Genomic DNA, 25,413 nt, shown 5'->3' with positions numbered 1-25,413 from the left:
AAGGAAAACAGCATGCGCGTGGTTATCGCCGGTGCCGGTAGCGTCGGACGCTCCATCGCCCAGGAACTCATCAACAACGGTCATGAGGTCCTGCTCATCGACCACAATTCGGCCGAAGTCCAGCCCAGCCGGGTGGTTGACGCCTCATGGCTCCTCGCTGATGCCTGCGAGATCTCGGCCCTGCACGAAGCCGGCCTGGAGAGCTGCGAGGTCGTCGTGGCCGCCACCGGGGACGACAAGGCCAATCTCGTCGTCTCGCTCCTGGCCAAGACCGAGTTCGGAGTACCGCGTACTGTCGCTCGGGTCAACAACCCCAAAAATGAGTGGCTCTTCGACGAAGGGTGGGGAGTCGACGTCGCCGTCTCCACGCCCCGGCTGATGACCGCCCTGGTCGAAGAAGCCGTCAGCATCGGGAACCTGGTGAGGATCTTCGAGTTCCAACAGAGCGGATCGACCCTCGTCGAGCTCACGCTCCCCGAGGACTCACCCTGGGCAGGCAGGCTCGTCGGAGACGTCCTTTGGCCGGATAACACCGTCCTGACCTGCATCGTGCGGGAGCAGCGCGCTATCGCGCCCTCCCCTGACGATCTCCTCGAGGCCGGCGACGAGCTGATGATCGTCACCAACCCCGAGTCGGAGATCGCCTTGGAATGCTTGCTCAACCCTCGGGTCAGCAAGCATCCCGAAGATTGAACAGGCCTCCTGGTCAGGCCCGACGAGAACTGCTCTCGTCCGGGCCTGGCCAGGCTTCAACCTCAGAGTCGTCCAAGGGTGTATTGCCACGTAGAAGCATCGCAGCGATCACCCCGACGACCAGTAGGTAGGTCGGCCAGCCCAGGATCAGCTTGGCTGTTCCGAGCAGAGCCACCTGCTCAGCCGCGTACAAGGGCAACATGATGGCCGCCCGGCCCAGCATGAGCGCAGCGAGCAACAACGTGATCCGGGAGCAGACCCGGACCATTCCAGCGTGCTTGCGCCACCTGGTGAAAACGCTCAGATCAACGTCCTCCGGGTCCTCGGTGAGCCGCGGATCGGCTGCGGCAACCATGAAACCCATCACCGGCCAACGGATCAATACCGAGAGCAGGAAACCCGTTCCCTGCGCCAGGTTCCACAGGATCGACGGCAGAAAAGCGTCCTCGGCCCGCCCTGTTCGGAGAGCAAAGGCAGCAGCGATCGCTGTGGCCAACACCGAGGACAGCGCATAACGCACCGTCTGACGCTGCACCATTCGCAGAACGACAGCCCCCAGCACCGCGACCCCGGAGGCTACGAGCGCTTTGACCAAGTCTCCGGAGAAGGCCCAGACGACGATGAAAGCCACCGTGGGGACCCCTGCCTCGACCGCACCCCGCCACCCTCCGAGTAGCTGAGAGAGTCGATCCCGGAGGATTCCCTCGACAGTGTCCGGCGTCTCGCGCCGGTGTTGTCCCTCAATGTCCATGTCGGGGCATCAACAATTCGTACTGAGGATTAAAGACCGTCGGCGTTCCCTTGCGGTACATCACCCGTCCGCGCACCCGCATCCTGACGCCGGGCTCGATCCCACGGACCTCTCTACGCCCCAACCAGACCAGACGCATCGTCGCAGTACCGTCATACAGCTCAGCGGTGAGCATCGGCACCCGGGAGTGCGCCGGCAAGGTCAACGACCGTAGCTCGCCACAGACATCGGCCATTCCACGATCCTTGACCTCCTTGATGCTGTACGCGCCCAGCGACTGGGCCTGCTTGACCAGCTCATCGGCGTCCTCTTCTTCCTGTGAGCGAGTAACCCGACGGGCGAACCGCGAAAAGACCGATCCCATGGACGTCAGATCACCGGATCTCTGTGATCTCGGGGCCGCGTTCGAAGGGGCGCAACGGGTCAGCGGGCGCCTGGCCCTCCGGTCCCATTCCGTTGGCCTCCATCAGCTCCTTGGGCAGCCGCAGAGGAAGCATCTCTCGGGGCGGTCGCGCATCAGTGCCTCGGATCACCACCGAATTGCTGATCATCCGGTAGAAGGGCTCCGCCGCATACTCCTGCGAGGCGGCCGGCCCGGTCAGCACCGCGCGGAGGAACCATCGAGGACCGTCCACGCCGATGAACCGCATGACCTGATAAACGGTACGTCCGTCCGGCCCGCGGCTGGGTAGCCTGGTGAGCAGCTCGGTACCGAGGGGGCCGTTGCGCAGGTCTGCAGTACCGCCGCGGCTGGTGACACCTTCGGAGATCTCGTCCCGGATGAAGTCCCAGATGCCTGCGCTACGCGGGGCGGCGAAGGCTTGGATCTGCATCGAGCTCCCGTTCAGTCCCGTGGTGACGGCTTGAACCTCGTTGGTCTCCGGATCGACCTCGATCCGGAGCTCCGCTCCTGGTAGAGCAGCCAGCCAGACACCGCCCAAGTCGACACGGTCTCCGCGGTCTTCGACCTCCGACCGGTCGTAGGGGCCGCTCTCCTCCCGAAGATAGTCAGAGTCCAGGGACGAGACAGAGTCCGCGGCCACCGGTTCTGGTGCGGGTGCATCTTCATAGGGGTAGTCAGAACTCTCGTATTCCTCGATACCCAGATCGTCGGTCACGACGACCCGTCGACCGACTTTGTCCTCACCCTCGCGGCGCCGGCGCCGGAACAGTGCCATCTGATCTCCTCATAAGCCCTTGACAGGCCGTGACGTGGTGCTGTGTGGCTCAACCCGAACGCGGCTGATCCTAGCCCCCCGGCTCGGCCTCTTTCGAAGAGCCACCGAAACCACCGCTGGCGCCGTGACCGGTGGACCCTCTTTCACTGCTCGGAAGGCTGATCACCTCAACGAGGTGAGCACGAGCCACCCGTTGGACGACGAGCTGAGCAATCCGGTCTCCCCTGTTGAGGACGATCGGACGATGCGCATCGTGGTTTATCAGATTGACGAAGATCTCGCCACGATACCCACTGTCGATGGTCCCCGGCGCATTGACCATGCCCAGCCCGTGCCGATGCGCCAGACCTGAACGAGGATGGACCAGACCGACATAGCCTGAGGGGATCGCCACGGCCAATCCGGTGGGAACCAAAGAACGTTCCCCCGGCGCCAGGGAGACTCCCTCCTTGGCGTACAAGTCGAGGCCGGCGTCCCCGTCCCGGGCGTAGGCCGGCAGAGGAAGCTCCGGATCAAGTCGGACCACCTCGACACGAATGTCGTCCACGACAGTCATTCAGCCTGCGCACTCCGAGCAGACGGGGCTGCCATGGTTCTCTTTGGCCAGCTGGCTGCGGTGATGCACCAGGAAGCAGCGAGAACAGGTGAACTCGTCCGCTTGTTTGGGGATCACCCGGACGGAGAGCTCTTCACCGGAGAGATCTGCACCAGGCAGTTCGAATCCCTCTGCTTGCTCGGTCTCGTCGACGTCGACGCTGCTCGCGGACTTGTCTCCGCGCCGGGCCTTCAGCTCCTCAAGGGAGTCTTCCCCCAGGTCGTCGTCATCAGTCTTCCGCGGGGCGTCGTAATCGGTCGCCATTGAATTTCTCCCTGTCGGCATGGGTGACGTGGATCGCCGGGCCTATGGGACTCACCAAGGCCGACGCGTCGTCTGTGCTGCAGGACCAACGCATCGGGCCGCTGTTCTGTGCCCGGTCCAGCGGGATTGTGCCCTAAAAAGCGACGGGTTTCATCCCCGGCACTCCGTAAGGACGTGGAGAAGACCAGATCTGGACGTCCGACACACCCACGGGAGGCGGCCGGTCTCTGTCACCTAGTCATCCTCATCAGGTCAAAGCCTCTGACCCGCAAGCTCGTAAGCATGAGTCATCAGGTGGTGAACCTCCTGTGCAACAGCAGGTGAGGAAGCAGCTATTCCCTGAGGAAGATCTGGACCCGCAGACCAGAAGGAGATCTGGGCGCCGGCCTCTTGGGCGATCAGCCACCCTGCCGCGATATCCCAGGGATTCACACCGACCTCTGCATAGGCGTCGACGATGCCCGACGCCACCGAGCACAGGTCCAGCGCTGCGCTGCCACCGCGGCGGATGTCCCGTACCGTCGGCAAGATCTCCACCAACGCATGCGCTTGCAAGAGGCGTCGTTCTGGGGCATACCCGAACCCTGTCGCCAGCAAGGTCTGACCGATCTCGGACACCGAGGTGCATCTCAGGGCCTGGGCGCCGGCCGGAGAATCCACACACGCCCCTGCGCCGATCCCCGCATGGAAGATCTGACCACTCACCGGACTACACACCGCCCCGGCGATCGGCTGCCAAGCACCCGGGACCGTAGGGTCTCCGACGACCGCTGCCACCGAGACCGCGTACTCAGGTCGGCCATAGACATAGTTCACCGTCCCGTCGATGGGGTCCACCACCCAGGTGATCCCGTCGAAGGACCCGGATACGCCCGCTTCCTCACCGAGGATCCCGTCCTGCGGTCGGCGGTCACTGATCTGTGCCCGCAGATATTCCTCACAGGCCCGATCCATCGCAGTCACCAGGTCGCTGCTGGTGCTCTTGGTGTCCACGGTGTTCTCGTCGCAGAGGGCCGACTCACGGCCTGACACTGCTAATTCCGCTGTACCAGAAGCTAATTCGACAGCCATTCTCCGCAAGGAATGAATAACCTCAGGAGAAGGCAACTCGCCACCGTCCGAACTCGGAAAAACGCCACAGGTCGTCGGCACGATCAAACTCCTCGGGGGTTCGGGCAGCATCCGGGTCGGCAGCAGACCGACTCCTCCGTGAAAGCGGCGGCGTCACAGGGCTCTACAATGCACTCTCTGGCCTGGGACGCCCGCTCGAACAACAGATCCACCAGGCAGCTGACGAATTCGCTGTCCTGGCGGACAGTGGGAACCCGGGAGAATGCCAATCCCGCTTCACGAGCAGCGGCTGCCGCCACGACATCGAGATCGTAGACGACCTCCATGTGATCAGCGGTGAAGCCGACCGGAGCCACCACCACCCCACGAACCGGGCCAGCGGCCAACTCCCGGATCCGATCCTCCACGTCCGGCTCCAACCATGCCTGAGTCGGCGGGCCGGAGCGAGAACAGAAGACGAGCTCGAAGTCCGCGCACTCTCCCCTGCGTCTCTCCACCGACTGAGCCACCTGTGCACAGACCTCCTCGTGCCAGCGCAGGTAGGCGCCGCCAGGCTCAGGCCCAGAGGTGTCGTTCTGTGTCACCGGCAGCGAGTGGGTGACGAAGAGCAGACGCACCTGCTCAGTCCTGAGCCCCTCCGAGGAGATCAGCTCTTCCAGCGCAGTGCACACCAACCGCGCATTCGTCCCGACGAAGCCCTCTCGCATCGCATACGGGTGCATACGGTCGACATGGATCCCCTCGATCACGCCGACGGAACCGTTCTCGGACAGGGCCTGGTCCAGATCCTCGCGATAGGCTCTGCATCCGGAATACGACGGGAACGCACTCGTGGTGACCGCGACCAGCCGTTGCACCCCGATCTCCCGTGCTCTGCCCAAGGCCTCCGAGGTGAAAGGCGCTGCGAAACGATTCCCCCACAAGACCGGGCGAGGCGTTCCCCGACGGGACAGTTCTGTCTCCAATGCCGAGATCAGGGCGCGATTCTCATCGTTGATGGGGCTTCGCCCCCCGAACTCGAAGTAGTGTCGACCAACTTCTTCGAGCCGAGCACGCGGAATCCCCCGCCCACCGGTCACCCGTTCCAGGAACGGAAGGACCTCCTCCGGCGTTTCAGGACCGCCGAAGCTATGGAGCAGGACGGCGTCGTAGGGAGAGAGCGCATCGACTGACATGAATCTCCTGGCACGGAGCTACCTGTGGAACGCTTTCACCGTACCGGAGTCCACCGACAATGACGCAAGCTCCGTCACGCCCCGTCCGGACCGGGGCGGGAGCGCCTGGCCCGGCGTGCCCGTTACCACCGGACGAACTAGCGTGGCAGAGTCAGGCGTGCAACCACCCCTTGCTGAGAGGCGACCATGCAGGACCTGCACCTGATCGGAGTTCACGAGGACGGCGAACATCTCCTCCTCGTCGACGACTCCGGCGCCGAGTTCCGACTGCGACTCGACGACGCGGTCCGGCAGGCTGCCCGGCGTGAGCCACGGATCGAATCACTTCCACCCCGCGAGGCACCACCTCTGGGGCCGCGCGAAGTCCAGGCCATGATCCGCGCCGGGGCAACAGCCGAAGAAGCCGCGGTCCGCGCAGGCTGGACCGTGGAGAAGGTTCACCGTTACGACGGCCCGATCCTGGCCGAACGGGAACACATCGCTACGACCGCAGGACGAGCCCGCCTTAGAGGACGGTACGGCGACCATGGAGCCACCCTGGCCGAACGGGTCGACGAGCGTCTCTCCGCCCGAGGGGTCCCCGCGGAGAGTGTCACCTGGGACTCATGGCGCACCGAGGACGGGCAGTGGACCGTCGTCGTTGCTTTCCTCGCCGGTGGTCGCGCCAGACAGGCCAGTTGGGCCTTCTCTCGCCAGACGGTCACCGTGCAGGCCCTCGACGACGAAGCACTCTGGCTCTCCGGGGACGACGGCATCGACCGGGTCCCCACGACCCAGCCGCTGCCGGTCGCTCCCTCACAGGTCCGTTCCCGCCCGCCCGAGGACGAAGGACAGCCGCTGTCGGACGAAGATCACGAGGTCGATCCCCCTGAGTCTGAAGAACATTTCGACCTAGCTGACTCCGTCCGCAACCAATCCGCGGCCCGGCACCGCCGAGGAGGATTCACCCGACGCACCCACCGGGTCGAGGTCGCGCCGGCTTCCACCGACGCTTCGCCGACCTCGGTGCCACCGGTGGAGGATCCTGCTGGCCCTGAAGGTTCAGCGCTGACGCCCATCGACTACGACCCGGACGTCATGGGCCTCCCACCTGGCGCGCACTCCGACCCCGACCCAGACGGTGCAGACGGTCTTCCTGAGCCCGTTGCGGCCGAAGCAGCCAAGCAGGCCACGAAACCCGTTCGACGCCATACCAAGGTCGCAGCACCGCGCACCCGGCGAGGAAGTACGACGCGATCCCCCGTGGCCGTTCAGGACCTCGGAGGGGTATCAGCGGGCGCTGAGGCTGCCGGAGCCCTCTCCGCGCCGTCCGGCAGAGCCAGTCGGCGCCGCCGCACCGCCCACGAGGAGAGCGCCCCGGTTGCCGTCGAGCCCGAGAGCAGTGCGGCGGAGGACAGAGCAGAGCCGGAGACTCGAGCCAGTCGTCGTGCGAGCAGAACCCGCGCTAAAGGGCGCGCCAGCGTGCCGAGCTGGGATGACGTCATGTTCGGCAGCAAGTCGAAGGACTGATTCCGCCTGTTTGTCCGGCCTCCGACGATGACCGACGAGGGGCCGGACAAGCATCCAGGTCAAAAGGCAGCAGCTCTGGAGACGGAGCGATTCGCCGAGCAACTTTCGAGGTCATCCTCCGCATGAAATGCCTGCGACAGAGCACCTCGTACTCGACCTCGTGTGGCCCGTGATCCCGGTCGGTGTCACCGACCACCACCTGCTCGCCCTCAACCACCATCTCACCGTCGAGCACCCGCGCATTGTGAGTGGCTCGACGACCGCACCAGCACAGCGCCTGCACCTGGAGTACCTCTACCCGGTCAGCCAGTTCGATGAGTCGCTTGCTCCCCGGGAAAAGCTGCGCGCGGAAGTCTGCGGTGATCCCGAAGGCGAAGACATCGACGTCGAGTTCGTCGACCACCCGAGCCAGCTGATCGATCTGCTCCGGTGAATAGAACTGGGCCTCGTCACAGACCAGATAGTCGATCCGGCCCTCTCTGCTCGCCCGGCTCACCGCGTGCCAGAAGTCAAGATCGTCCTGGACCTCCACTGCAGGGCACACCAGCCCCAGGCGCGAAGAGAGCACCTGCTCGCCGGCCCGGTCGAGCTTGGTGAACACGATGCCCGACCGCGAGCGTGACCGATGGGTGTAATCGAGCTGCAGCGCCAGGGTCGACTTCCCGCAATCCATCGTTCCGGAGAAGAAGACCAACTCAGCCACGGTGACCTCCTGGCGCACGCACGAGCAATGGAACAGCGATCTCGTCCGAGGTCAATGCCCCGTGCAATCCGAGCAGACGCGGCCATCGACGGCCGTCCTCGACGGCGACGCCCTGCCCGCAGGAGACCACGATGTCTCCGATCCGACGAGCCACTTCCGAGCGCCGTCCTGCCGCGCCTTCCCCCGAGCCGAACCATCCCTCGTCGATCGCTTGTTCTTTGGTGCGGACGGCCGCCCGACCTGCTAGGCAGGACTGCCAGGACGCCAGGACATCGGGAAGGCTCCCCTGTTCAACGTACACCTGGGGGGCCCGAGCTTCTCCACCCAGATGACGTACTCCGGCAGCAAGTTCGGGAGTGTGTGCCAAGTCGACCCGGTCCTCGAAGGGGATGTCCACCATGCCGTGATCCGCAGTGACTGCCAGAAGAGTGTCTGCGGGTAAGGCCGCAGCCAGCCTACGCAACGTCGAGTCGACCTCCTCGACGGCGAGCCCCCATTCGTGGCTGTCGCATCCGTGTCCGTGCCCGATCTTGTCGACCTCGCCCCAATAGAGGTACACGAGGCCCCTCGGTTGTCGTCGCAGCGCCGCCAATACGGCGGGTATGCGCTCCTCGGTCCGGTTCGCTGCGACCGCGCGTGCTCCCCGCAATGCCGCCCGGGTCAGACCTGAGCCCCGGAAATGCGCCGGAGCAACCATCGTGACCGGAACCCCTGCGGCAGAGATTCGTTGGAAGACCGTCTCCTCCGGCTGCCAGAGCTCAGGTTCCGGGCCGTTCTCCCAACTCAGTTCGTTGACGAGATTGTCCGTCTCCGGGACGAGGACCTCGTAGCCGACCAGTCCGTGGCTGCCCGGCGGCAGCCCGGTCCCGAAGGTGCCCATGCTGGTCGCCGTGGTCGTCGGGAAACCTGCCGTCAGCCTCCTGCCCGAAGACATCATCGACCGCAGGAAAGGTGCATGCCCGCTGCGTCGACGCAGCAGCTCCCAGCCCAGCCCATCGACGAGGACCACGACGGCCCGTCGGGCCTCAGGAAGTTCCAAGACGGTGCGGCCGGGCAGGATCGCTGCGCTCAGAGCCTGTGCTACTGCGGGCAGGACGCCGGCCAGTCCACCGGAGTCGTAACGGGGCATCTCGAGGCCGTCATCGAGGCCGGTGCCGGGCTGAGATGGATCGATCGGTGTGGAGGGTGTACTCACGTCAGCGTGCAGTCGCCGCTTGCAAGGCGTGCGCGAAAGCCATGGCCTCTCGAAGTTTGGACTCGCCGTCAGCAACGGCACTGATCCGCAGGCTGATGTCGTCGGCGGTCAAGGTCCCCTCATAACCGTGATCGGCATCGCAATTGGGGTCGCCACAGGTGGCGGGCAGGATGTCCAGCCTGCTGACCGAACCCCAGCCGATGGTGACGGTGACCTCGTGGCCGAGCTTCCCGGGGTGATAGTGGGCCGGATCGGAGACCACATGGGTCAGCATCACGCCCCGGACTCCGGCCAACGGAACCGACTCCGTCGTGGCCGTCACCGTCGGAACCGGGACCTCCTCGCCGCCGTGTTCGTCGGCGTGGGCGACCACCAGCCTCGTGGGAGTCAGGACGAGCACCGTCACGTGGCGGCGTACCGCGTCGTGGTCGAAGGTGGTCTCCTGATGCACCAGATGGGCCACGACGGGGTCACCGGCTACAGCCGTGGCCACGACGTCACCGACCAGAGCCGGATGATATCCAGCCTCCTCGATCCCACGGTGGAGTTCCGCGGGGAGGGACATCTTGTCCGCAGGGCGCCCAGGGTTGTTCATGAAGACATCTTGACGCATCAGGGCAGCGCACGCCGTCCCATGTCCTGACGGCGCGGTGCTGGAGCCACCTTGATCCTGGCTCCGAGCACTTCTGCACCACCGGTGTGAGCCATCACCGGGTTCAGTTCCAAGGAGTCGATCTCGGGGATGTCCTCCGCGAGCGCAGCCGCCCGTGACAGCAGTTCGTAGAGATGGGCCCGATCGACAGGGGGTCTGCCGTGCCCGCCGCTCAGCAGCGGGGCTGCTCGGAGGGTTTCGACCAGTTCGTGGAGGTCGACCTCGGTCAGGGGTGGGATGCGGTGGGTCAGGTCTCCCAGGACGTCCGCGGGTGCTCCGGCGACCCCGAAACTCACGACGGGGCCGAACAGCGGGTCTTCGTGGGAGCGGATCACCGTGGCCATCCCGGCAGGGGCCATCCGCTGTACTGCCAGTTGTGGGTCGTTCAGGTCGGCCAGCCATTCGGAGAGTCCGCGGTGCGCGGTCCGGACGGCTTCGGGGGAACGTAGGTCTGCGCGGACTCCACCTGCTCCGGGCAGCGTACGGATTCCTTCGGCGAGCGAACGCAGGACCACCGGGTATCCCAGGCGTTGTGCTGCGGCCACTGCTTCCTCGGCATCCGCGCACGGGATGGATTCCCAGGAGTCGATTCCGTAGGCGGACAGCAGTTCTCTGGTTTCGTCCTCGTCGAGGAGCCGCCCTTCTCGGGCGGTGGTCAGAGTTCGTTCGACGAGGTGGTGCGCGCTGGTTCGGTCGATTCCTGACGGTCGGAGGTGTTCGCCGTGGTCGGATCGCAGCCATTGGGCGTAGCGAGTCGCTGCGGCCAGCGCTTCGATCCCGTCGAGGGGGGTGCGGTACACCGGGATGATCCGACGTCGTCCTTCGTGGTTCCCAGGGCGGGGTTCGCTGGCTTTACGGAGATCCTCAGAGACATCCCTCATCCCGAAAAAAGCTGCCACGCAAGGTTTTTCATGACCCCAAGCAGCATGGGCCACAGTAGTGGCGATGACCTCGTCGGAAGCTTGCATGGGTGGGATGAAAGCAACGACGACGCTGTCGGTCCCCTCGTCACCGAAAGCTTCTTCCATAGCCGCTCTGACGTCCCGCACAGTCCCCCCCAAGGGCACCCGCAGGGGCTCCCCCAGAACGCGCAGACCACGGGAACGGGCAGCCTCGACCATGATCTGGTTCAAGCCATCAGAATTGCCCACGACGCCCACCCGCCCCCCGCGGGGAAGAGGCTGGTGCGCGACCAACTCGGCGATGTCCATCATCGCGTGCACGGTGCGTGCTCGGATCACTCCGGCCTGGGTCAGCAGAGCATCGAAAGCCGAAGGAGAGACCTTGGGTGCCCGCGCCCGATGACCGGGCGGCACATTGCGTGCGGTGTCCGACTTCACGACGACAACCGGCTTACGCAAGGACAGCTGGCGGGCGATCCTGCTGAACTTACGCGGATTACCGATCGATTCGAGATACATGCCGACCACGGATGTGGACTCGTCGTCGATCCAGTACTGCATCATGTCGTTACCGGAGATGTCGACGCGGTTGCCCGAGGACACCATCGTCGACAGCCCCAGCCCCCGTTCCGCAGCCGAGGCCGTCAGCCCGACGGCCAATCCACCCGACTGGCTGAACAGACCCAGCGAGCCCACCCGCGGAGGATGCCGACCGATCGTGGCGTTCAGCAACACCTCGGGGTGATTGTTCACCAAGCCGAAGGACAAGGGGCCGAGGACGCGCATTCCTGCCGCGCGCGCAGTCAGCAACAACTCCGCCTGTCGCGCCTGCCCCTCGGGTCCGGACTCAGCGAATCCCGAGGAGAGCACCACCAATGCCTTGACACCTTTGGTCGCGCAGTCCGCGACGACTGCAGAGACCTTCTCCGCAGGAACAGCCACCACCGCCAGGTCGACCTCACCGGTGATATCGCTGACCCGGTCGTAGGCGGGCAGGCCCCGGACGTGATCGGTCTCGCTGTTGACGATATGGATCTGTCCGGTGAAGCCGCCGTCAAGGATGTTGTCCAGCACCAAGCTTCCCGGAGCGTCGGGCCGACGGCTCACCCCGACGATCGCCACCGAACGTGGACACAGGACGTCGGACATGCTCTCTGCTTCAGCACGGTGTTCACGAGCCAGGCTGACCGCGGCAGAACGAGCCGTGGGTTCCACAGTGAATTCCACCGCGATGACCCCGTCGTCGAAATGGTGGCTGACCTCGTACCCGGCGTCGACGAAGACCTTCATCATCTTGCGGTTCTGGGGTAGGACGTCGGCGACGAATCGAGTGATTCCACGTTCTTGTGCTGCGACAGCCAGATGTTCGAGGAGCACCGATCCGACGCCTTTTCCCTGGTAGACGTCGGCGATATTGAAAGCGACCTCCGCCGTGTGCCCGTCGGCCAGGCGGTCGTAACGTCCGATGCCGATGATCATTCCCCGAACGGTGACCACCAGTGCGGCTCGCGCGTCGTAGTCGACATGGGTGAACCGGTGGACGTCCTTGTCCGGAAGTTCCTTCAGCGGCGCGAAGAAACGCAGGTAGATCGATTCCTCGGATTGCCCGGCGTGGAAGGCTCGGATGCCCTCGCCGTCACTGGGGAGGATCGGACGGATGTGCGCGATCGACCCGTTGCGCAAGACCACGTCGGCCTCCCAGTCCCCGGGATACCCGGGAGGGAGCCCGTCAAGGCTCTGAAAGGCTTCGGAGTCTGCCATGACGTCATCCTTCCCGCCCCGGACGGATGGGTCAACGACCTGCCGGTATGGGCTCGTCAAGACCAACGGCCCCCATCCTCCCGCTCGAGTCCGCTAAAGTCACTGCGACCTTGGACTGGTGTCCCTTTTCAGTCGACACGAGCGGAACCGACGATGCCACCACTTGTACCGCGTCTGGCCGAACGATGATCCTCACGGTCACGCCCAATCCCAGTATCGACCGGACCGTCACCGTCGACGCTCTCCGACCAGGTGCGGTGCATCGCGCTGCCTTCACCCGGGTCGACGCCGGAGGTAAAGGCGTCAATGTCTCCCGGGCCCTGGCCAAGCACGGGATGTCGAACAGGGCAGCGCTCCCCTTGGGCGGAGAATCAGGTCGGCTCATGCGCGATCTCCTGCAGGAGTCCGCTGTCGAGCTGATCACGCTGCCGTCCGAGGGCGAGGTCCGCACCAATATCGCCGTCGTCGAGGGAGATGGCACCACCACGAAGGTGAACGAAACCGGCCCTCGGTACGATCGTCGAGCCGTCCGATCGTTCATGGACGCAGTACTGGAGGCTTGCACCGCCTCGACCACATGGGTGGCCGGGTGCGGGAGCCTCCCGCCAGGAATGCCCGACTCCATCTATGCCGAACTCACCGAGCAGGCAAGATCCCGGGGCGTGCAGGTCGCCGTCGATACCTCAGGAACTCCTCTGCACCAGGTGATCGAGGCATCACCGGATCTGGTCAAACCCAACCGGGCCGAGCTCGCCGAGCTGGTAGGTGCTGATCTACCCACCGTCGGTGCTGTCATCGAGGCCGCTCGTGAGCTCGTCCACCGAGATGTCGGCCGAGTACTCGTCTCACTGGGACGAGACGGCGCACTCCTGGTCGACGCACGACAGGTGCACTACGCATATGCGACTGCCCCGCACCCGTTGTCCACCGTCGGCGCGGGCGATTGTGCACTGGCCGGCTACCTCTCCGGGCTCGTCTGCGGACGGGGAGCGGCGGACGCACTCGCCACCGCCGTCGCCTTCGGCACTGCAGCAGTCATGTGTCCCGGCACTGAGGTCCCCGGACCGGCCGAGGTCGCCGCTATTTCGGTGACCGTGCAGGAAGATCCCCGCCGGGACCGCCCGCTCGACGACTGACGGTCTTCGTTCCACCCCTGATTCTGTCTATCCACGAGGAGGACCCCCTTCCATGTCGATCATCACCCCCCAGCAAGTGATCCTTGACCTTCCCGAGCTCGACCGTGCTGAATCCACCCGCGCGCTGGCCCAGACCCTGGTCGACGCCGGCCGGGTCACCGATCTCGACGCTCTTCTGGCCGATGTCGCCAAACGTGAGGAGATGATGTCGACCGGGCTGTTCGGCGGGATCGCCATCCCCCACTGCCGCAGCGCCGCCGTCACCGAGCCCTCGTTGGCCTTCGGCCGTTCCTCAGCGGGAGTCCCGTGGGGAGCCGAGGACGGCCCGGCCACCTTGATCTTCCTGATCGCGGTACCTGCCGGAAGCGACCAGGACCACCTGACCATCCTGGCCATGTTGGCACGCAAGCTGATGCGTGAAGACTTCAAGAACGCCCTGCGTCAAGCCCCCGACGCCGCTGCCGTGGTCACGGTGATCGAGGACGAGGTGATCAAGGCATGAAATTCGTCGGTGTCACGTCCTGCCCCACCGGCATCGCCCACACCTATATGGCGGCGGCGGCCCTGGAGCAAGCCGCGGAACAGGGCGGCCATCAGATCGAAGTCGAAACCCAAGGGTCTGCGGGTGCGGTACGTCTGCCCCAGAAGACGATCGACGAAGCCGACGCTGTCATCTTCGCCCATGAGCTGGAGATCCGGGACGCTGATCGGTTCGTCGGTAAACCCACCGTCGACGTAGGGGTCAAAGCCGCGATCAACGATGCAGCCGCGCTGCTCGCCCGCGCGGAAGAGCTGGTCCTCCAGGTGACGAAGAACCAGGAGGAATCCGCTCCTGACGGAGCAAGCGCTGCGGAAGAGCAGAGACCGACGTCTGCTGCGGCGCCGGTCTCCAGAGAGAAACCGTCAACCGGGAACCAGATCCGGATCTGGTTGATGACCGGTGTGTCCCACATGATCCCGCTGGTAGCGGCCGGAGGAATACTGATCGCGCTGGGATTCATCCTGGCCCAGTTCTTCGGTGGAGCGCAGGGACCCATGGACGTGACCGCGTTCACCCTCGAGGGGGCCAAGGCCAAAGGGCCTGAACTTCTGCTGCAGAACGTTTTCAGCCCCACGAACGGCATGCACTGGGCTGCTTTGCTGTTCACTATAGGCGCCGCTGCTTTCGGTTTTCTGGTGCCGATCCTGTCCGGCTACATCGCCTTCGGTATCGCCGACCGACCGGGCCTGGTTCCCGGCCTCGTCGGTGGAGCCATCGCCACGATGATGGGGGCCGGCTTCCTCGGTGGCATCGCCACCGGTTTCATCGCCGGGTTCACCGCTCGCTGGGTCAGCCGTTGGCCGGTGCATCCCCATGTGCGTGGAGTGATGCCGGTCGTCGTGGTTCCGCTCGTGTCCACCCTGGTCACCGGAAGCGCGATGGTTCTGCTCCTCGGGCGGCCGATCGCCTCCCTGATGGAGGCGCTGACCTCAGCGTTGAACGGGATGAACAGCGGGAACGCCGTCCTGCTCGGAGCGGTCCTGGGTCTCATGATGGGCTTCGACCTCGGCGGGCCGGTCAACAAGGTGGCCTACACCTTCGCGACCACCGGGCTCACCGCTGTCGCCGCCTCGGCTTCGGCAGATGCCCCCCAGATGAAGATCATGGCTGCGGTCATGGCTGCGGGGATGGTGGCACCCTTGGGAATGGCCCTGGCCACCACGGTCAGCCCCCGGCTGTTCACCGAGCCGGAGCGGGAGAACGGGCGAGCAGCCTGGTTGTTGGGCCTGTCCTTCATCTCCGAGGGTGCGATTCCGTTCGCCGCAGCCGACCCGGTCCGGGTGATTGCCGCGTCCATGACCGGGTCTGCGGTCACCGGCGGTCTGGTGATGGCTTTCGGGAGTACGCTACGAGCGCCGCACGGTGGGCTGTGGGTCTTCCCTCTCATCGGTCACGGCTTGATGTTCGTGGTTGCGATCGCCGTTGGCACCGCAGTCTGCGCCGCGATAGTGGTCGCCTTGAAAAGGGTCGGTCGCTCAATGTCTTCGTCCGATGCGCCCGTCGAGGAGGCAAAGGGTAGGGCAACAGCGCCCCAGGCTGCCTGACCACGACCCGTGTCTTCGGCGTGTTGCCCGTACCCTCACCCCACGGACAGCACGTCGAAGACACCGCCGGCGGTGCTGGTCAGCACGAAAAGCTGAGGAAAGAACTCTGACTCTTAGCCCTCCGCAAAGGCGTCCAGGACGCTAGTGTGACGGTGCAGCACCCTACTTGCGCAAGTAGTTTCACCGGATCTTCGCGGGAGGACCAATGCAGATCAGCCCTGCCACCGCTGCCCTCGTCACCGGTGGCGCATCCGGACTGGGCCTGGCGACTGTCCGCGACCTCCACCGGCGGGGCTGCCATGTCGTGATCGTCGACCTCCCGACATCGGCCGGGCAGGACGTCGCACAGGAGCTGGGTGAACGAGCCCGATTCATCGCCGCCGATGTTCGCGACGAGGAACAGGTCCAGAACGCGATCGAGCTCGCGACTTCTGCGGGCGAACTCCGGGTCGCCGTGAACTGCGCCGGAGTTGCCACCCCCGGACGCGTCCTCGGGCGCAAGGGTCCGCTCCCGCTGGCCACCTTCCGCACCGTCGTCGACATCAACCTCGTAGGCACGGTCAACGTCCTCCGGCTGGCAGCAGCAGCCATGGCGCAGAACACCCCGGTGGACGGTGACCGCGGTGTCATCGTGTTGACAGCTTCGATCGCCGCCTACGACGGGCAGATAGGACAGCTCGCCTATGCCGCCAGCAAAGGGGCGATCGTCGGGCTCACCCTGCCTGCCGCACGGGATCTGGCCGACCAGCAGATCCGGGTGATGACGATCGCCCCGGGAACCATGGAGACCCCGATGATGGCGGGACTTCCCGAAGAGACCCGACATGCGCTGGGATCATTGGTCCCTCACCCGAGTCGGCTCGGTCGCCCCCAGGAGTACGCGGCGCTGGTAGCCCATATCGTCGACAACTCCTTGTTGAACGGGGAGACCATCCGCCTTGACGGTGCACTGCGGATGCCGCCCCGCTGAGCAGCCGCACATTCGAAACGGCCTCCTTGACTACATGCTGCCCTGAGCAGGTCCGGCAGACAGACACCACCGCTGGACACCGACAGCGAGCCGCCGTGTCACGACATCGTTCAGGATGAGCGAAGATAGGACACTGGCGACCGCTCCGCCCCGGTCCGGTCACCACCACGATGACGTGCAACCGACGACCGCACAGCACCACCTCGGTCGCCGGGCCGTTCATCCTTGACCGCATCGCAGCCCCAGCGAGGAGACACAGCGCGCATGGCCCGACGGACCTCGACCTCCACGGATGACGACATCGTCGAGAAGATCGTCGATATCGACGTCGAGGAGGAGATGCAAGGGGCTTTCCTGGAGTACGCCTACTCGGTGATCTACAGCCGGGCACTCCCCGATGCCCGTGACGGCCTCAAGCCGGTGCAACGTCGGATCCTCTTCGGGATGAGCGAGATGGGGCTACGACCAGCCCGCCCGCACGTGAAATCGGCACGCATCGTCGGTGAGGTCATGGGGCGCTACCACCCGCACGGCGACTCGGCGATCTACGACGCCCTGGTCCGGATGGCCCAGCCGTTCTCCCTCCGACTCCCCCTGATCGACGGGCACGGAAACTTCGGATCACTCGATGACGGCCCTGCCGCCTCTCGGTACACAGAGGCACGCCCGGCCTCCTCCGCGTCCTTGTTGACCATGAGTCTCGACGAGGACACCGTGGACCTCGTCCCCAACTACGACGAGACCTTGCAGCAGCCCGAGGTCCTCCCTGCCGCCTACCCCAATCTGTTGGTCAACGGCGCCTCGGGAATCGCGGTAGGCATGGCCACCAATATGCCACCGCACAATCTGAGCGAGGTCGTCGGAGCCTGCCGTCATCTGATCGACCACCCCGAGGCCACCCTCGAGGACCTGATGCGCTTCGTTCCCGGGCCCGACCTTCCCGGTGGCGGACGGATCGTCGGGCTCAACGGCATCAGAGATGCCTACGAGACCGGCCGGGGCACGTTCAAGACCCGGGCGACCACTCGGATCGAAAATGTGACTCCCCGCAAGAAGGGGATCGTCGTCACCGAGCTGCCGTACCTCGTAGGTGTGGAGAAGGTGATGGAGAAGATCAAGGATCTCGTCCAGGCGAAGAAACTGCAGGGTATCTCCGACCTGAAGGATCTGACCGACCGTAAGCACGGTCTTCGGCTGGTCATCGAGATCAAGAACGGTTTCAACCCGGAGGCGGTCCTCGAGCAGCTCTACCGGCTCACCCCGATGGAGGACAGCTTCGGGATCAACAATGTGGCCCTGGTCGATGGCCAACCGCGCACCTTGGGGTTGCGCGAGCTCCTCCAGGTCTATGTGAACTTCCGCACCGATGTCGTCCGTCGCCGTACCGCCTATCGACTGGCTCGTCAGGAAGAGCGCCTCCATCTGGTCGAGGGGCTCTTGTTGGCGATCGTGAACATCGACGAAGTCATCCGTATCGTGCGAGCAGCTGACGACACGGCGTCAGCGCGTGAAGGGCTCATATCCACCTTCTCGCTGTCGACGGTCCAGGCCGACTACATCCTGGAACTGCAACTGCGCAGGCTGACCAAGTTCTCCAAGATCGAGTTGGAGAAGGAGGACGAAGAGCTGCGAGCCGCTATCGACGAACTGCGAGCCGTGCTGTCCGACCATGCCGTACTGTTGCGAATCGTCTCCGACGAGCTCGCTGCGGTCGCCAAGGAACATGGCACTGCCCGCCGCACTGTGCTGCTCGAGGGCTCCGGTTCCCCGGTGACCGCTGCGGCGCCCCTGGAGATCGCCGACGATCCCTGCTGGGTCCTGATGAGTTCCACCCATCTCCTGGCACGGACGACGGGGGCCGAGGATCTCAGCGATGAAGGCGAACGGGCCAAGCACGATGCGATCATCTCGCGGGTCCGGACCACAGCACGCGGTGAGATCGGGGTGGCCACTTCTGCCGGGCGCATCCTGCGGTTGTCCGTCCTGGAGCTTCCCACTTTGCCGCCGACCCACGGGTCACCTCATCTAGCCGGTGGCGCCCCCTTGGCGGTCTTCCTGGACCTGCCCAAGGACGAGCTGCCCCTGTGTCTGGTGTCTCTGGTTGAGGACTCACCAGGTCTGGCCGTCGGTACCGCGCAGGGTGTGGTCAAACGAGTCACCTGTGACTATCCGTCGGGTCGCACCGACTGGGAGTACATCTCGTTGAAGAAGGGCGACCGGGTGGTGGGCGCGGTCGAACTGTCCGAGGAGGAAGATCACCTGGTTTTCGTGACCCGTCGTGCTCAGCTTCTCCACTTCCCGGCGGCTTCTGTGCGTCCGCAAGGACGGCCTGCCGGTGGGATGGCCGGGATCAAGCTGGGCTCTGACGACGAAGTGATCTGGTTCGGTTCGGTCGACCCAGCCCGTTCAGGGGCAGTCGTGGTGACGATCGCCGGCGCTGAGGACGCTCTGCCCGGCATCGAACCAGGTTCGCTGAAGGTGGCTCCGTTCACCGAGTTCCCCGGTAAGGGTCGCGCGACCGGTGGTGTCCGTTGCCAACGTTTCCTCCGCGGCGAAAGCCAGTTGTTCTTCGGTTGGGCCGGCCTCGCCCCAGCCCGGGCTTCGACCTCGGACGGTACTGCTGTCGTCCTTCCCGAAGCCACCGGGAAACGGGATGGTTCAGGCCAGCCCGCTCCGGCGGCCATCGCCGCGATTGCTCCTGCCACAGGCAGCGGGTCGCCTGGCGACAGAGGTAGGCCTGCCGAGGCGGTGGAATCGACAGCGTCGGTGTCCGAGACGTCCCAGGCCGATGTCGGACTGGACACGGTACGGGCGACTTTGCGTGCCGAGGACGCCCGCCGGGTCAAGGCTGCCCAGGGCCGGACGACGCAGCAGAAAGACTCTTCTTCGTCGACCTCGAGAAAACCGGCTTCTGTTTCCGGGCTGGCTGCTGGCGGCTCGCTCTTCGAGGTCGAGGACCCCGCCCCTCGTCCACGCCCACAGGTGGTCCGGGACGGTGATGATCCGGACGACCTCAGCGATATCGTCCAGGTCGGACGGGACTGATCGCCGTCGAACAGCACCTGAAAATCCATGAGGCCATGCTGACCCCCGCGGTGGTGAGGGTCAGCACAGCCTCATGGATGCCGATCGGCCGCAGGAAGGGCCCCCACGGCCGATCAACAGCCGGTCAGGTCATTCGACGTCCTCGTCGACCCAGTCGAGGGTCTTGGTGACGGCCTTCTTCCACTGCCGCAGCAGCTTCTCCCGCTGAGCGTCTTCCATCTGCGGTTCCCAGCGCTTGTCCTCGGCCCAGTTGGCGACGACATCTTCCTCACCGGTCCAGAAGCCCACGGCGATGCCTGCGGCATAGGCGGCACCCAACGCTGTGGTCTCGGCGACCTTGGGCCGAACTACCGGGACACCGAGAATGTCTGCCTGGAACTGCATCAGGGTGTCATTGGCGGTCATGCCGCCGTCGACCTTGAGCTCGGTCAGGTCGACGCCGGAGTCGGCGTTCATGGCGTCCAGTACCTCACGGGTCTGGTACGCGGTGGATTCCAACGCGGCACGAGCGATGTGCCCCTTGTTGACATAGCGGGTCATGCCGACGAGGGCACCGCGGGCATCGCTACGCCAGTAGGGCGCGAACAGCCCGGAGAAGGCAGGCACGAAGTAGGCACCGCCATTGTCCTCCACCGTGGCCGCCAACTCTTCGATCTGCGGCGCGGAGGAGATGATGCCCAGGTTGTCGCGCAGCCACTGCACCAGAGAGCCGGTGACCGCGATGGAACCTTCCAGCGCGTAGACGGGCTTGTTCTCCCCGATCTTGTAACAGACCGTGGTGAGCAGGCCGTTCTTGCTGGTGACGGCTTCTTCGCCGGTATTGATCAGCATGAAACAGCCGGTGCCGTAGGTGTTCTTGGCCATGCCTTTGGTGAAGCAGGCCTGACCGAAGGTAGCAGCCTGCTGGTCGCCGAGGTCACCAGCGATAGGGGTGTCGATGAGCAGACCCTGTTTGCGCCCGTAGCCGTAGATCTCCGAGGAGGATTTGATCTGCGGAAGCATCGACATGGGAATCGTCATATCGACGCAAATCTGCTCGTCCCAGGTGAGCTTGCGCACGTCCATCAACATCGTGCGGGAGGCATTGGTGACATCGGTGACGTGAACACCACCGTCAGTGCCACCGGTGAGGTTCCAGATGACCCAGGTATCGGTGTTCCCGAAGAGCAGGTCGCCGTTCTCTGCCTTCTCCCTGGCCCCTTCGACGTTGTCGAGGATCCACTTCACCTTGGGTCCGGAGAAATAGGTCGCCAACGGTAGACCACAGATGTCCTTGTACTTGTCGGCGCCTGCGTCTCCGGCCAGGGAATCGCAGATCTTCTGGGTCCGGGTGTCCTGCCAGACGATGGCATTGTAGATCGGTTCGCCGGTGTTCTTGTCCCAGACCACGGCGGTCTCTCGCTGATTGGTGATGCCGACCGCGGCGATCTGGTGTCGGTTGACCTCTGCCCGGGTGAGTGCCTGACCGACCGCCTCACGCACGTTGTTCCAGATCTCGGCGGGGTCGTGTTCGACCCATCCTGCTCTCGGAAAGATCTGCTCGTGTTCGAGCTGGCCGACGCTGACGATCTCACCAGCGTGATCGAACAGGATCGCTCGGGAGCTCGTGGTTCCCTGGTCGATTGCGAGGACGTACTTCTTGTCGGACATGAGCTGTGCCTTTCACATCATTGTGGCTGCTGGGGCAGCGAGCTGGGCAAAGGCTCTACAGATTTGAGAGCCAGGAGCGGGACGTCCGCCAGGGATGACAGATGTGGCTGGTACGTCGTGCGGTGTGTCTTCGGGGTAAGGCACACCGATGGATCAGAAGACCCGGGAGAGCAGACCTGCGGCGACGGCTCCGAGGATCGGCCCGACGACCGGAATCCATGAGTAAGCCCAGTCACTGGCGCCCTTGCCCTTGATCGGGAGAAGAGCGTGGGCGATACGCGGTCCGAGGTCACGGGCGGGGTTGATGGCGTACCCGGTAGGCCCGCCGAGGCTCGCGCCGATACCGACGACGAGCAGCGCCACAGCGAGCGGTCCGACCTGGGTCGGTGTGGCTCCGAACTTCAGAATGACGTAGACCAGGACGAAGGTGGCAACCGCTTCGGTGATCAGGTTCGAGACGGTGTTGCGAATGGCCGGGCCGGTGGAGAAGCAGGCGAGTTTCAGGCCTGCGTCACTCTCCGCAGCGAAGTGGTCCTTGTACACCAACCAGGCGATGACGGCACCGATGAAAGCACCGATGAACTCGGCAGCGAGGTAGACCATGGTCGACACCGTGGTGATCGGGACACCCGGCGCATAGGCTTCGTCGGCACTGACCAGCAGTCCCAGGGTGACGGCCGGGTTCAGGTGAGCGCCAGACCGGTACCCCACGTAGACACCGGCGAAGACTGCGAGGCCCCAGCCCCAGTTGATCATCAGATTCCCGCCGCCCTTGCCCTTGGACTCCGCCAACAGGGCATTGGCGACAACACCGACGCCGAGGAGCAGCAGGATCGCGGTCCCCAGGACCTCGGAGAAGAAGACCGTGGACAGGGGAACCGGCTCCGCGGGTGCAGCCGCGATGATCGCGTTCATCGAATCACTCATTTCTGTGCGAACGTCCTTGTACGACAGCTATATACAGCTTTCGCAGTTGTTCTTTCCCTCGATCTGGGAAAGAACGACCACATAGGCGCGTTCGCCGCCGCACGAAGCAGCGACGAACGCTCTCCCGGCCGACGAGGAACCTGAACGCCAGGAACCCCGGTGGCAGAAGATCCGACCTAGGCCATCGGGACGAGATCGCGGACCTCTGCACGCGCCGCACTGGCAGCAGCATCGCTCCGCTCGCCCTCGGCAGCAGCTTCACCTGCTGCCCGCGCACGGTAGGAGTCGATCTCCGCGGTCACCGTCGACTCGTCCCAGCCGAGTAGTGGCGCCACGATAACTGCGATCTCCTCCAGACAGGAAGCCCCACGGTCGCGCATCTCATAATCGAGACGCACCCGCTTGAGCAGGATGTCCTCCAGGTGCAGGGCGCCTTCGTGAGTGACCGCGAAAGCGACCTCGGCGCGCAGGTAGGCCGGGGCTCCGGCGAGACGCTCGCCCAGGGAGGGGTCATTGTCGATCATCGCCAGGATCGTCTCGATCTCGTCGCCGTACCGATCGAGAAGGTGGTCGACCTGCTCAAGGGTCCATCCACGTTCCCTGGCGATCCGCTCCCGCCGGGCAGCCACTCCGCGGTACCGCGCCGCGCCGACCAGTGGAGTCAGGTCGGTCACGCACGGACGTAGCCGAGGACCTTCTTTGCCGTAGAGACCGGTCAGCGCGAAATCGACGGCGTCCTCGGCCATCACCCGATAGGTGGTCAGCTTTCCGCCGGCGATGGCGCACATCCCGGGAGCCACCTCGGTGACGGTGTGCTCACGGCTGACTTTGGCCGACTTGGAGTCGTCCTTGATCTTCGGCTGCAGCAGCGGACGCAGGCCTGCATAGGTACCGATGATGTCTTCCCGGGTGAGGGGATCTGCGAGTACGGCATTCGCGTGATCGAGGACGTAGTCGATGTCCTCTGCCGTCGCGACGGGATGTGCCAGGTCTTCGTGCCAGGCGGTGTCCGTGGTTCCGATCACCCAGTAGCGCTGCCACGGGATGATGAAGAGCACGGACTTCTCGGTGCGCAGGAAGATCCCGGTCTCGCCCTTGATCCGGTCCTTGGGGACGACGATGTGAATTCCCTTGGAGGCCAGGACACGTAGCCCGGCATCATCCTTGACCAGGTCTTGTGTCTGCTCGGTCCACACCCCGGTGGCCGCGATGACGTATTTCGCCTTGATGTGCAGGTCACGGCCATCCTCGAGATCCCGGATGGTCGCTCCGACGACCCGGCCCGAGGCGTCTTTGTCGAAACCGGTGACTTGAGTACGGCTGGCCGCGAGCGCGCCGAATCCAGCTGCGGTGCGGACGAGATCAATGACCAGCCGGGCGTCGTCGACCCGTGCGTCGTAGAAACGGATAGCCCCGATGAGGGCATCGTCACGGATTCCGGGGAAGAGCTGTTTGGCTCCTCGTTTGGTGTAGTGCCGCTGCATAGGAACGCCGCGGTGTCCCCCGCCGCCGATCTGGGCGAGGACGTCGTACATGCCCACTCCGACGGCGCTGTAGCTGCGTTCGATGACCGGCATCTTCAGCGGCCAGAGGAAGGGCTGGGCCTTCACCAGGTGCGGTGCGGTGCGTGAAAGGAGGAGGCCTCGTTCCTTCAGCGCTTCAGCGACGAGCGCGAAGTCCAGGTTGTAGAGATAGCGGAGTCCTCCGTGGACGAGCTTGCTGGACCACTGGGAGGTGCCTCCGGCCCAGTCCTGGGCCTCGACGATGGCGGTACGCAGCCCTCTGGTGGCGGCGTCGAGGGCGATACCGGCTCCGGTCACGCCCCCACCGATGACGAGAAGGTCGACTCCTTCTTCGTCGGTCATCTTCGCGATCGCTGATGCGCGGGACTGCCCGGTCAACGCCGTGGCCATCACGTCCTCCTCCGTCTTGTGCCGATGTCGCACTCGTGTACGTCATCGCGCTCCGCTGGTTGTCGTCGACGCTCGGAGGCAGGTGCGCTGCTTCTTCGGAGGACGCCTTGTCCCCATACCTTGACGTCCGTTGAACGGACGGGCAAGGTGCATGCACGAATGTGCAGTCGTACGATCGGCCCATGCACGAAAGCGACCGGCTTTACGAGGCCGCCGCCCTGTACTACCTGCAGGACGAGACGATGGAGAGCATCGGGGCACGACTCAAGGTGTCTCGCTCGACGGTGTCCCGAATGCTGCGCCAGGCCAGGGAGATCGGCCTAGTTCGCATCTCTTTGGCTTCTCCCGATTCTTTGTCCTCGCCATTGGCGGAACGGCTGTACGAGGCTTTCGGGGTCACCGTGCACGTGGTTCCGGTCCGGGATTCGGCACGCCCGGCCAACCGTCTGGACGCCGTAGCCCGGCAGGCCGCGATGTTGTTGGCCGATTGGATGGACGACGAGATGTCCTTAGGCGTGGCGTGGGGCACCACGGTGAGCTCGGTGGCCGCACACCTCCCGATCACCCCTACTCGAGGAAGCCAGATCGTCCAGCTCAACGGCGCCGCGAGCACAACCACCACGGGAGTTGCCTATACCGGAGACATCCTCGCCCGTTTCGGGCAGGCGTTCGACGCCCACGTCCTGCACTTCCCCGTCCCAGCCTTTTTCGACTATGTCGAGACCAGGACAGCTCTGTGGCGGGAACGCTCGGTACGACGGGTGCTGTCCATGCAGAGCCGGTTGGATATCGCCGTCTTCGGAGTCGGTGCCTTCCAGGGGCCGACCATGTCCCATGTCTATGCGGCCGGATATCTCTCTCCTGAGGAAATGGGCGGGCTTCTCCAGGAAGGCGTGGTGGGAGACATCTGCACTGTCGCGATCCGGGAGGACGGCAGCTACGCCGACATCCCGCTGAACGCCCGCGCGTCCGGCCCGACTCCGGAAGTCCTCGCCGGCGTGCGTCGGCGGCTGTGCGTCGTGGCCGGGCGGCACCGGGCTCAAGCCACCTTGGGCGCATTGAGATCTGGAGCAGTCACCGACCTGGTCGTCGATGAGCAGACCGCACGGGCATTGCTCGACCGGCTCCGTTCACCGTTGCCGGCCCCGTCTCGAGGTCGACGGCCGACTGCTGACCCTCGATGAGGGATCTCTGTCACAGGCACCGAGCCTCGAGCACAGAGCGCGTCTTCATCTCAA

Annotated in this window: 22 protein-coding genes; 8 read left to right on the top strand and 14 right to left on the bottom strand. The window is 64.8% G+C overall.

Annotated features, from left to right (window positions below; genetic code table 11):
- Nucleotides 1-12 precede the first annotated feature (12 nt).
- A complete protein-coding gene (locus tag DX923_RS05880; RefSeq protein WP_116113372.1) occupies nucleotides 13-693 on the top strand; it encodes a potassium channel family protein in 681 nt (226 codons plus the stop codon).
- Between the two features lie 13 nt (nucleotides 694-706).
- Here DX923_RS05880 and DX923_RS05875 read toward each other — a convergent pair whose 3' ends face one another.
- From DX923_RS05875 to DX923_RS05845, 7 genes are all read right to left on the bottom strand, one after another.
- Nucleotides 707-1,444 carry a DUF3159 domain-containing protein gene (locus tag DX923_RS05875; protein ID WP_116113370.1) on the bottom strand — a complete coding sequence of 246 codons (738 nt, stop codon included), beginning with the start codon at nucleotides 1,442-1,444 and terminating at the stop codon, nucleotides 707-709.
- A complete protein-coding gene (locus DX923_RS05870) occupies nucleotides 1,434-1,808 on the bottom strand; it encodes an OB-fold nucleic acid binding domain-containing protein (RefSeq protein ID WP_116113369.1) in 375 nt (124 codons plus the stop codon). The genes DX923_RS05875 and DX923_RS05870 overlap by 11 nt, the downstream gene beginning before the upstream one ends.
- Before the next feature lie 10 nt (nucleotides 1,809-1,818).
- Nucleotides 1,819-2,622, bottom strand: coding sequence for a DUF3710 domain-containing protein (locus DX923_RS05865; protein ID WP_116113367.1), 804 nt, complete (start codon nucleotides 2,620-2,622; stop codon nucleotides 1,819-1,821).
- A gap of 70 nt (nucleotides 2,623-2,692) precedes the next feature.
- Nucleotides 2,693-3,178, bottom strand: a complete 486-nt coding sequence (gene dut / locus DX923_RS05860; protein ID WP_116113365.1) for a dUTP diphosphatase — start codon at nucleotides 3,176-3,178, stop codon at nucleotides 2,693-2,695.
- Entirely contained in the window at nucleotides 3,179-3,481 is a 303-nt protein-coding gene (locus DX923_RS05855; protein WP_116113363.1) for a DUF4193 domain-containing protein, read from the bottom strand.
- Between the two features lie 252 nt (nucleotides 3,482-3,733).
- Nucleotides 3,734-4,513 (bottom strand): inositol monophosphatase family protein, encoded by a 780-nt coding sequence (locus DX923_RS05850; protein WP_240322770.1) that lies wholly within the window; start codon nucleotides 4,511-4,513, stop codon nucleotides 3,734-3,736.
- Between the two features lie 122 nt (nucleotides 4,514-4,635).
- Nucleotides 4,636-5,727: a ferrochelatase gene (locus DX923_RS05845; protein ID WP_116113360.1), complete on the bottom strand. Its 1,092-nt coding sequence runs from the start codon at nucleotides 5,725-5,727 to the stop codon at nucleotides 4,636-4,638.
- A gap of 186 nt (nucleotides 5,728-5,913) precedes the next feature.
- On the opposite strand from DX923_RS05845, the gene sepH reads away from it, so the two are divergent.
- Nucleotides 5,914-7,236, top strand: coding sequence for a septation protein SepH (gene sepH / locus DX923_RS05840; protein WP_116113359.1), 1,323 nt, complete (start codon nucleotides 5,914-5,916; stop codon nucleotides 7,234-7,236).
- Here the strand turns inward: sepH and DX923_RS05835 are convergent.
- From DX923_RS05835 to DX923_RS05820, 4 genes are read right to left on the bottom strand one after another with little or no spacing between them, the layout of a single operon-like run.
- Nucleotides 7,208-7,939, bottom strand: a complete 732-nt coding sequence (locus DX923_RS05835; RefSeq protein ID WP_116116184.1) for a thymidine kinase — start codon at nucleotides 7,937-7,939, stop codon at nucleotides 7,208-7,210. The genes sepH and DX923_RS05835 overlap by 29 nt on opposite strands.
- Nucleotides 7,932-9,134, bottom strand: a complete 1,203-nt coding sequence (locus DX923_RS05830; RefSeq protein ID WP_116113357.1) for an alkaline phosphatase family protein — start codon at nucleotides 9,132-9,134, stop codon at nucleotides 7,932-7,934. Before DX923_RS05830 ends, DX923_RS05835 begins: the two co-directional genes overlap by 8 nt.
- Before the next feature lies 1 nt (nucleotide 9,135).
- The gene (locus DX923_RS05825) at nucleotides 9,136-9,729 is read right to left on the bottom strand and encodes a DUF5998 family protein (RefSeq protein ID WP_116116183.1); all 594 of its coding nucleotides are present in this window, start codon (nucleotides 9,727-9,729) and stop codon (nucleotides 9,136-9,138) included.
- Between the two features lie 17 nt (nucleotides 9,730-9,746).
- Complete coding sequence (locus DX923_RS05820) at nucleotides 9,747-12,449, bottom strand: GNAT family N-acetyltransferase (RefSeq protein ID WP_116113356.1); 2,703 nt, start codon at nucleotides 12,447-12,449, stop codon at nucleotides 9,747-9,749.
- Between the two features lie 185 nt (nucleotides 12,450-12,634).
- Here DX923_RS05820 and pfkB point away from each other — a divergent pair, with 185 nt between their 5' ends.
- From pfkB to DX923_RS05795, 5 genes are all read left to right on the top strand, one after another.
- On the top strand, nucleotides 12,635-13,585 hold the full coding sequence (gene pfkB / locus DX923_RS05815) for a 1-phosphofructokinase (RefSeq protein WP_116113354.1): 951 nt from the start codon (nucleotides 12,635-12,637) through the stop codon (nucleotides 13,583-13,585).
- A 52-nt stretch (nucleotides 13,586-13,637) separates the two neighbouring features.
- Nucleotides 13,638-14,087: a PTS sugar transporter subunit IIA gene (locus tag DX923_RS05810; protein ID WP_116113353.1), complete on the top strand. Its 450-nt coding sequence runs from the start codon at nucleotides 13,638-13,640 to the stop codon at nucleotides 14,085-14,087.
- Nucleotides 14,084-15,670, top strand: coding sequence for a PTS fructose transporter subunit IIC (locus DX923_RS05805; RefSeq protein WP_116113351.1), 1,587 nt, complete (start codon nucleotides 14,084-14,086; stop codon nucleotides 15,668-15,670). Before DX923_RS05810 ends, DX923_RS05805 begins: the two co-directional genes overlap by 4 nt.
- Before the next feature lie 205 nt (nucleotides 15,671-15,875).
- Nucleotides 15,876-16,640, top strand: a complete 765-nt coding sequence (locus DX923_RS05800) for an SDR family NAD(P)-dependent oxidoreductase (RefSeq protein WP_116113349.1) — start codon at nucleotides 15,876-15,878, stop codon at nucleotides 16,638-16,640.
- 264 nt (nucleotides 16,641-16,904) lie between these two features.
- Nucleotides 16,905-19,685, top strand: a complete 2,781-nt coding sequence (locus DX923_RS05795; RefSeq protein ID WP_116113347.1) for a DNA gyrase/topoisomerase IV subunit A — start codon at nucleotides 16,905-16,907, stop codon at nucleotides 19,683-19,685.
- Between the two features lie 129 nt (nucleotides 19,686-19,814).
- Here the strand turns inward: DX923_RS05795 and glpK are convergent, their stop codons facing one another.
- The 3 genes from glpK to DX923_RS05780 all read right to left on the bottom strand — a co-directional run bounded on the left by glpK (nucleotide 19,815) and on the right by DX923_RS05780 (nucleotide 24,175).
- Nucleotides 19,815-21,335: a glycerol kinase GlpK gene (gene glpK, locus DX923_RS05790; protein ID WP_116113346.1), complete on the bottom strand. Its 1,521-nt coding sequence runs from the start codon at nucleotides 21,333-21,335 to the stop codon at nucleotides 19,815-19,817.
- Nucleotides 21,336-21,488: 153 nt separating this feature from the next.
- Nucleotides 21,489-22,250, bottom strand: coding sequence for an MIP/aquaporin family protein (locus tag DX923_RS05785; protein WP_162872807.1), 762 nt, complete (start codon nucleotides 22,248-22,250; stop codon nucleotides 21,489-21,491).
- 188 nt (nucleotides 22,251-22,438) lie between these two features.
- Nucleotides 22,439-24,175: a glycerol-3-phosphate dehydrogenase/oxidase gene (locus DX923_RS05780; RefSeq protein ID WP_116113342.1), complete on the bottom strand. Its 1,737-nt coding sequence runs from the start codon at nucleotides 24,173-24,175 to the stop codon at nucleotides 22,439-22,441.
- Nucleotides 24,176-24,357: 182 nt separating this feature from the next.
- On the opposite strand from DX923_RS05780, the gene DX923_RS05775 reads away from it, so the two are divergent.
- A complete protein-coding gene (locus DX923_RS05775) occupies nucleotides 24,358-25,359 on the top strand; it encodes a sugar-binding transcriptional regulator (RefSeq protein WP_162872806.1) in 1,002 nt (333 codons plus the stop codon).
- The last annotated feature ends 54 nt before the right edge of the window (nucleotides 25,360-25,413 follow it).

Origin of the sequence: Austwickia chelonae, assembly GCF_003391095.1 — a bacterium.
In the GTDB taxonomy this organism is placed as follows: Bacteria; Actinomycetota; Actinomycetes; order Actinomycetales; family Dermatophilaceae; genus Austwickia; species Austwickia chelonae_A.
This window is presented reverse-complemented; position numbering and strand designations above follow the sequence as displayed.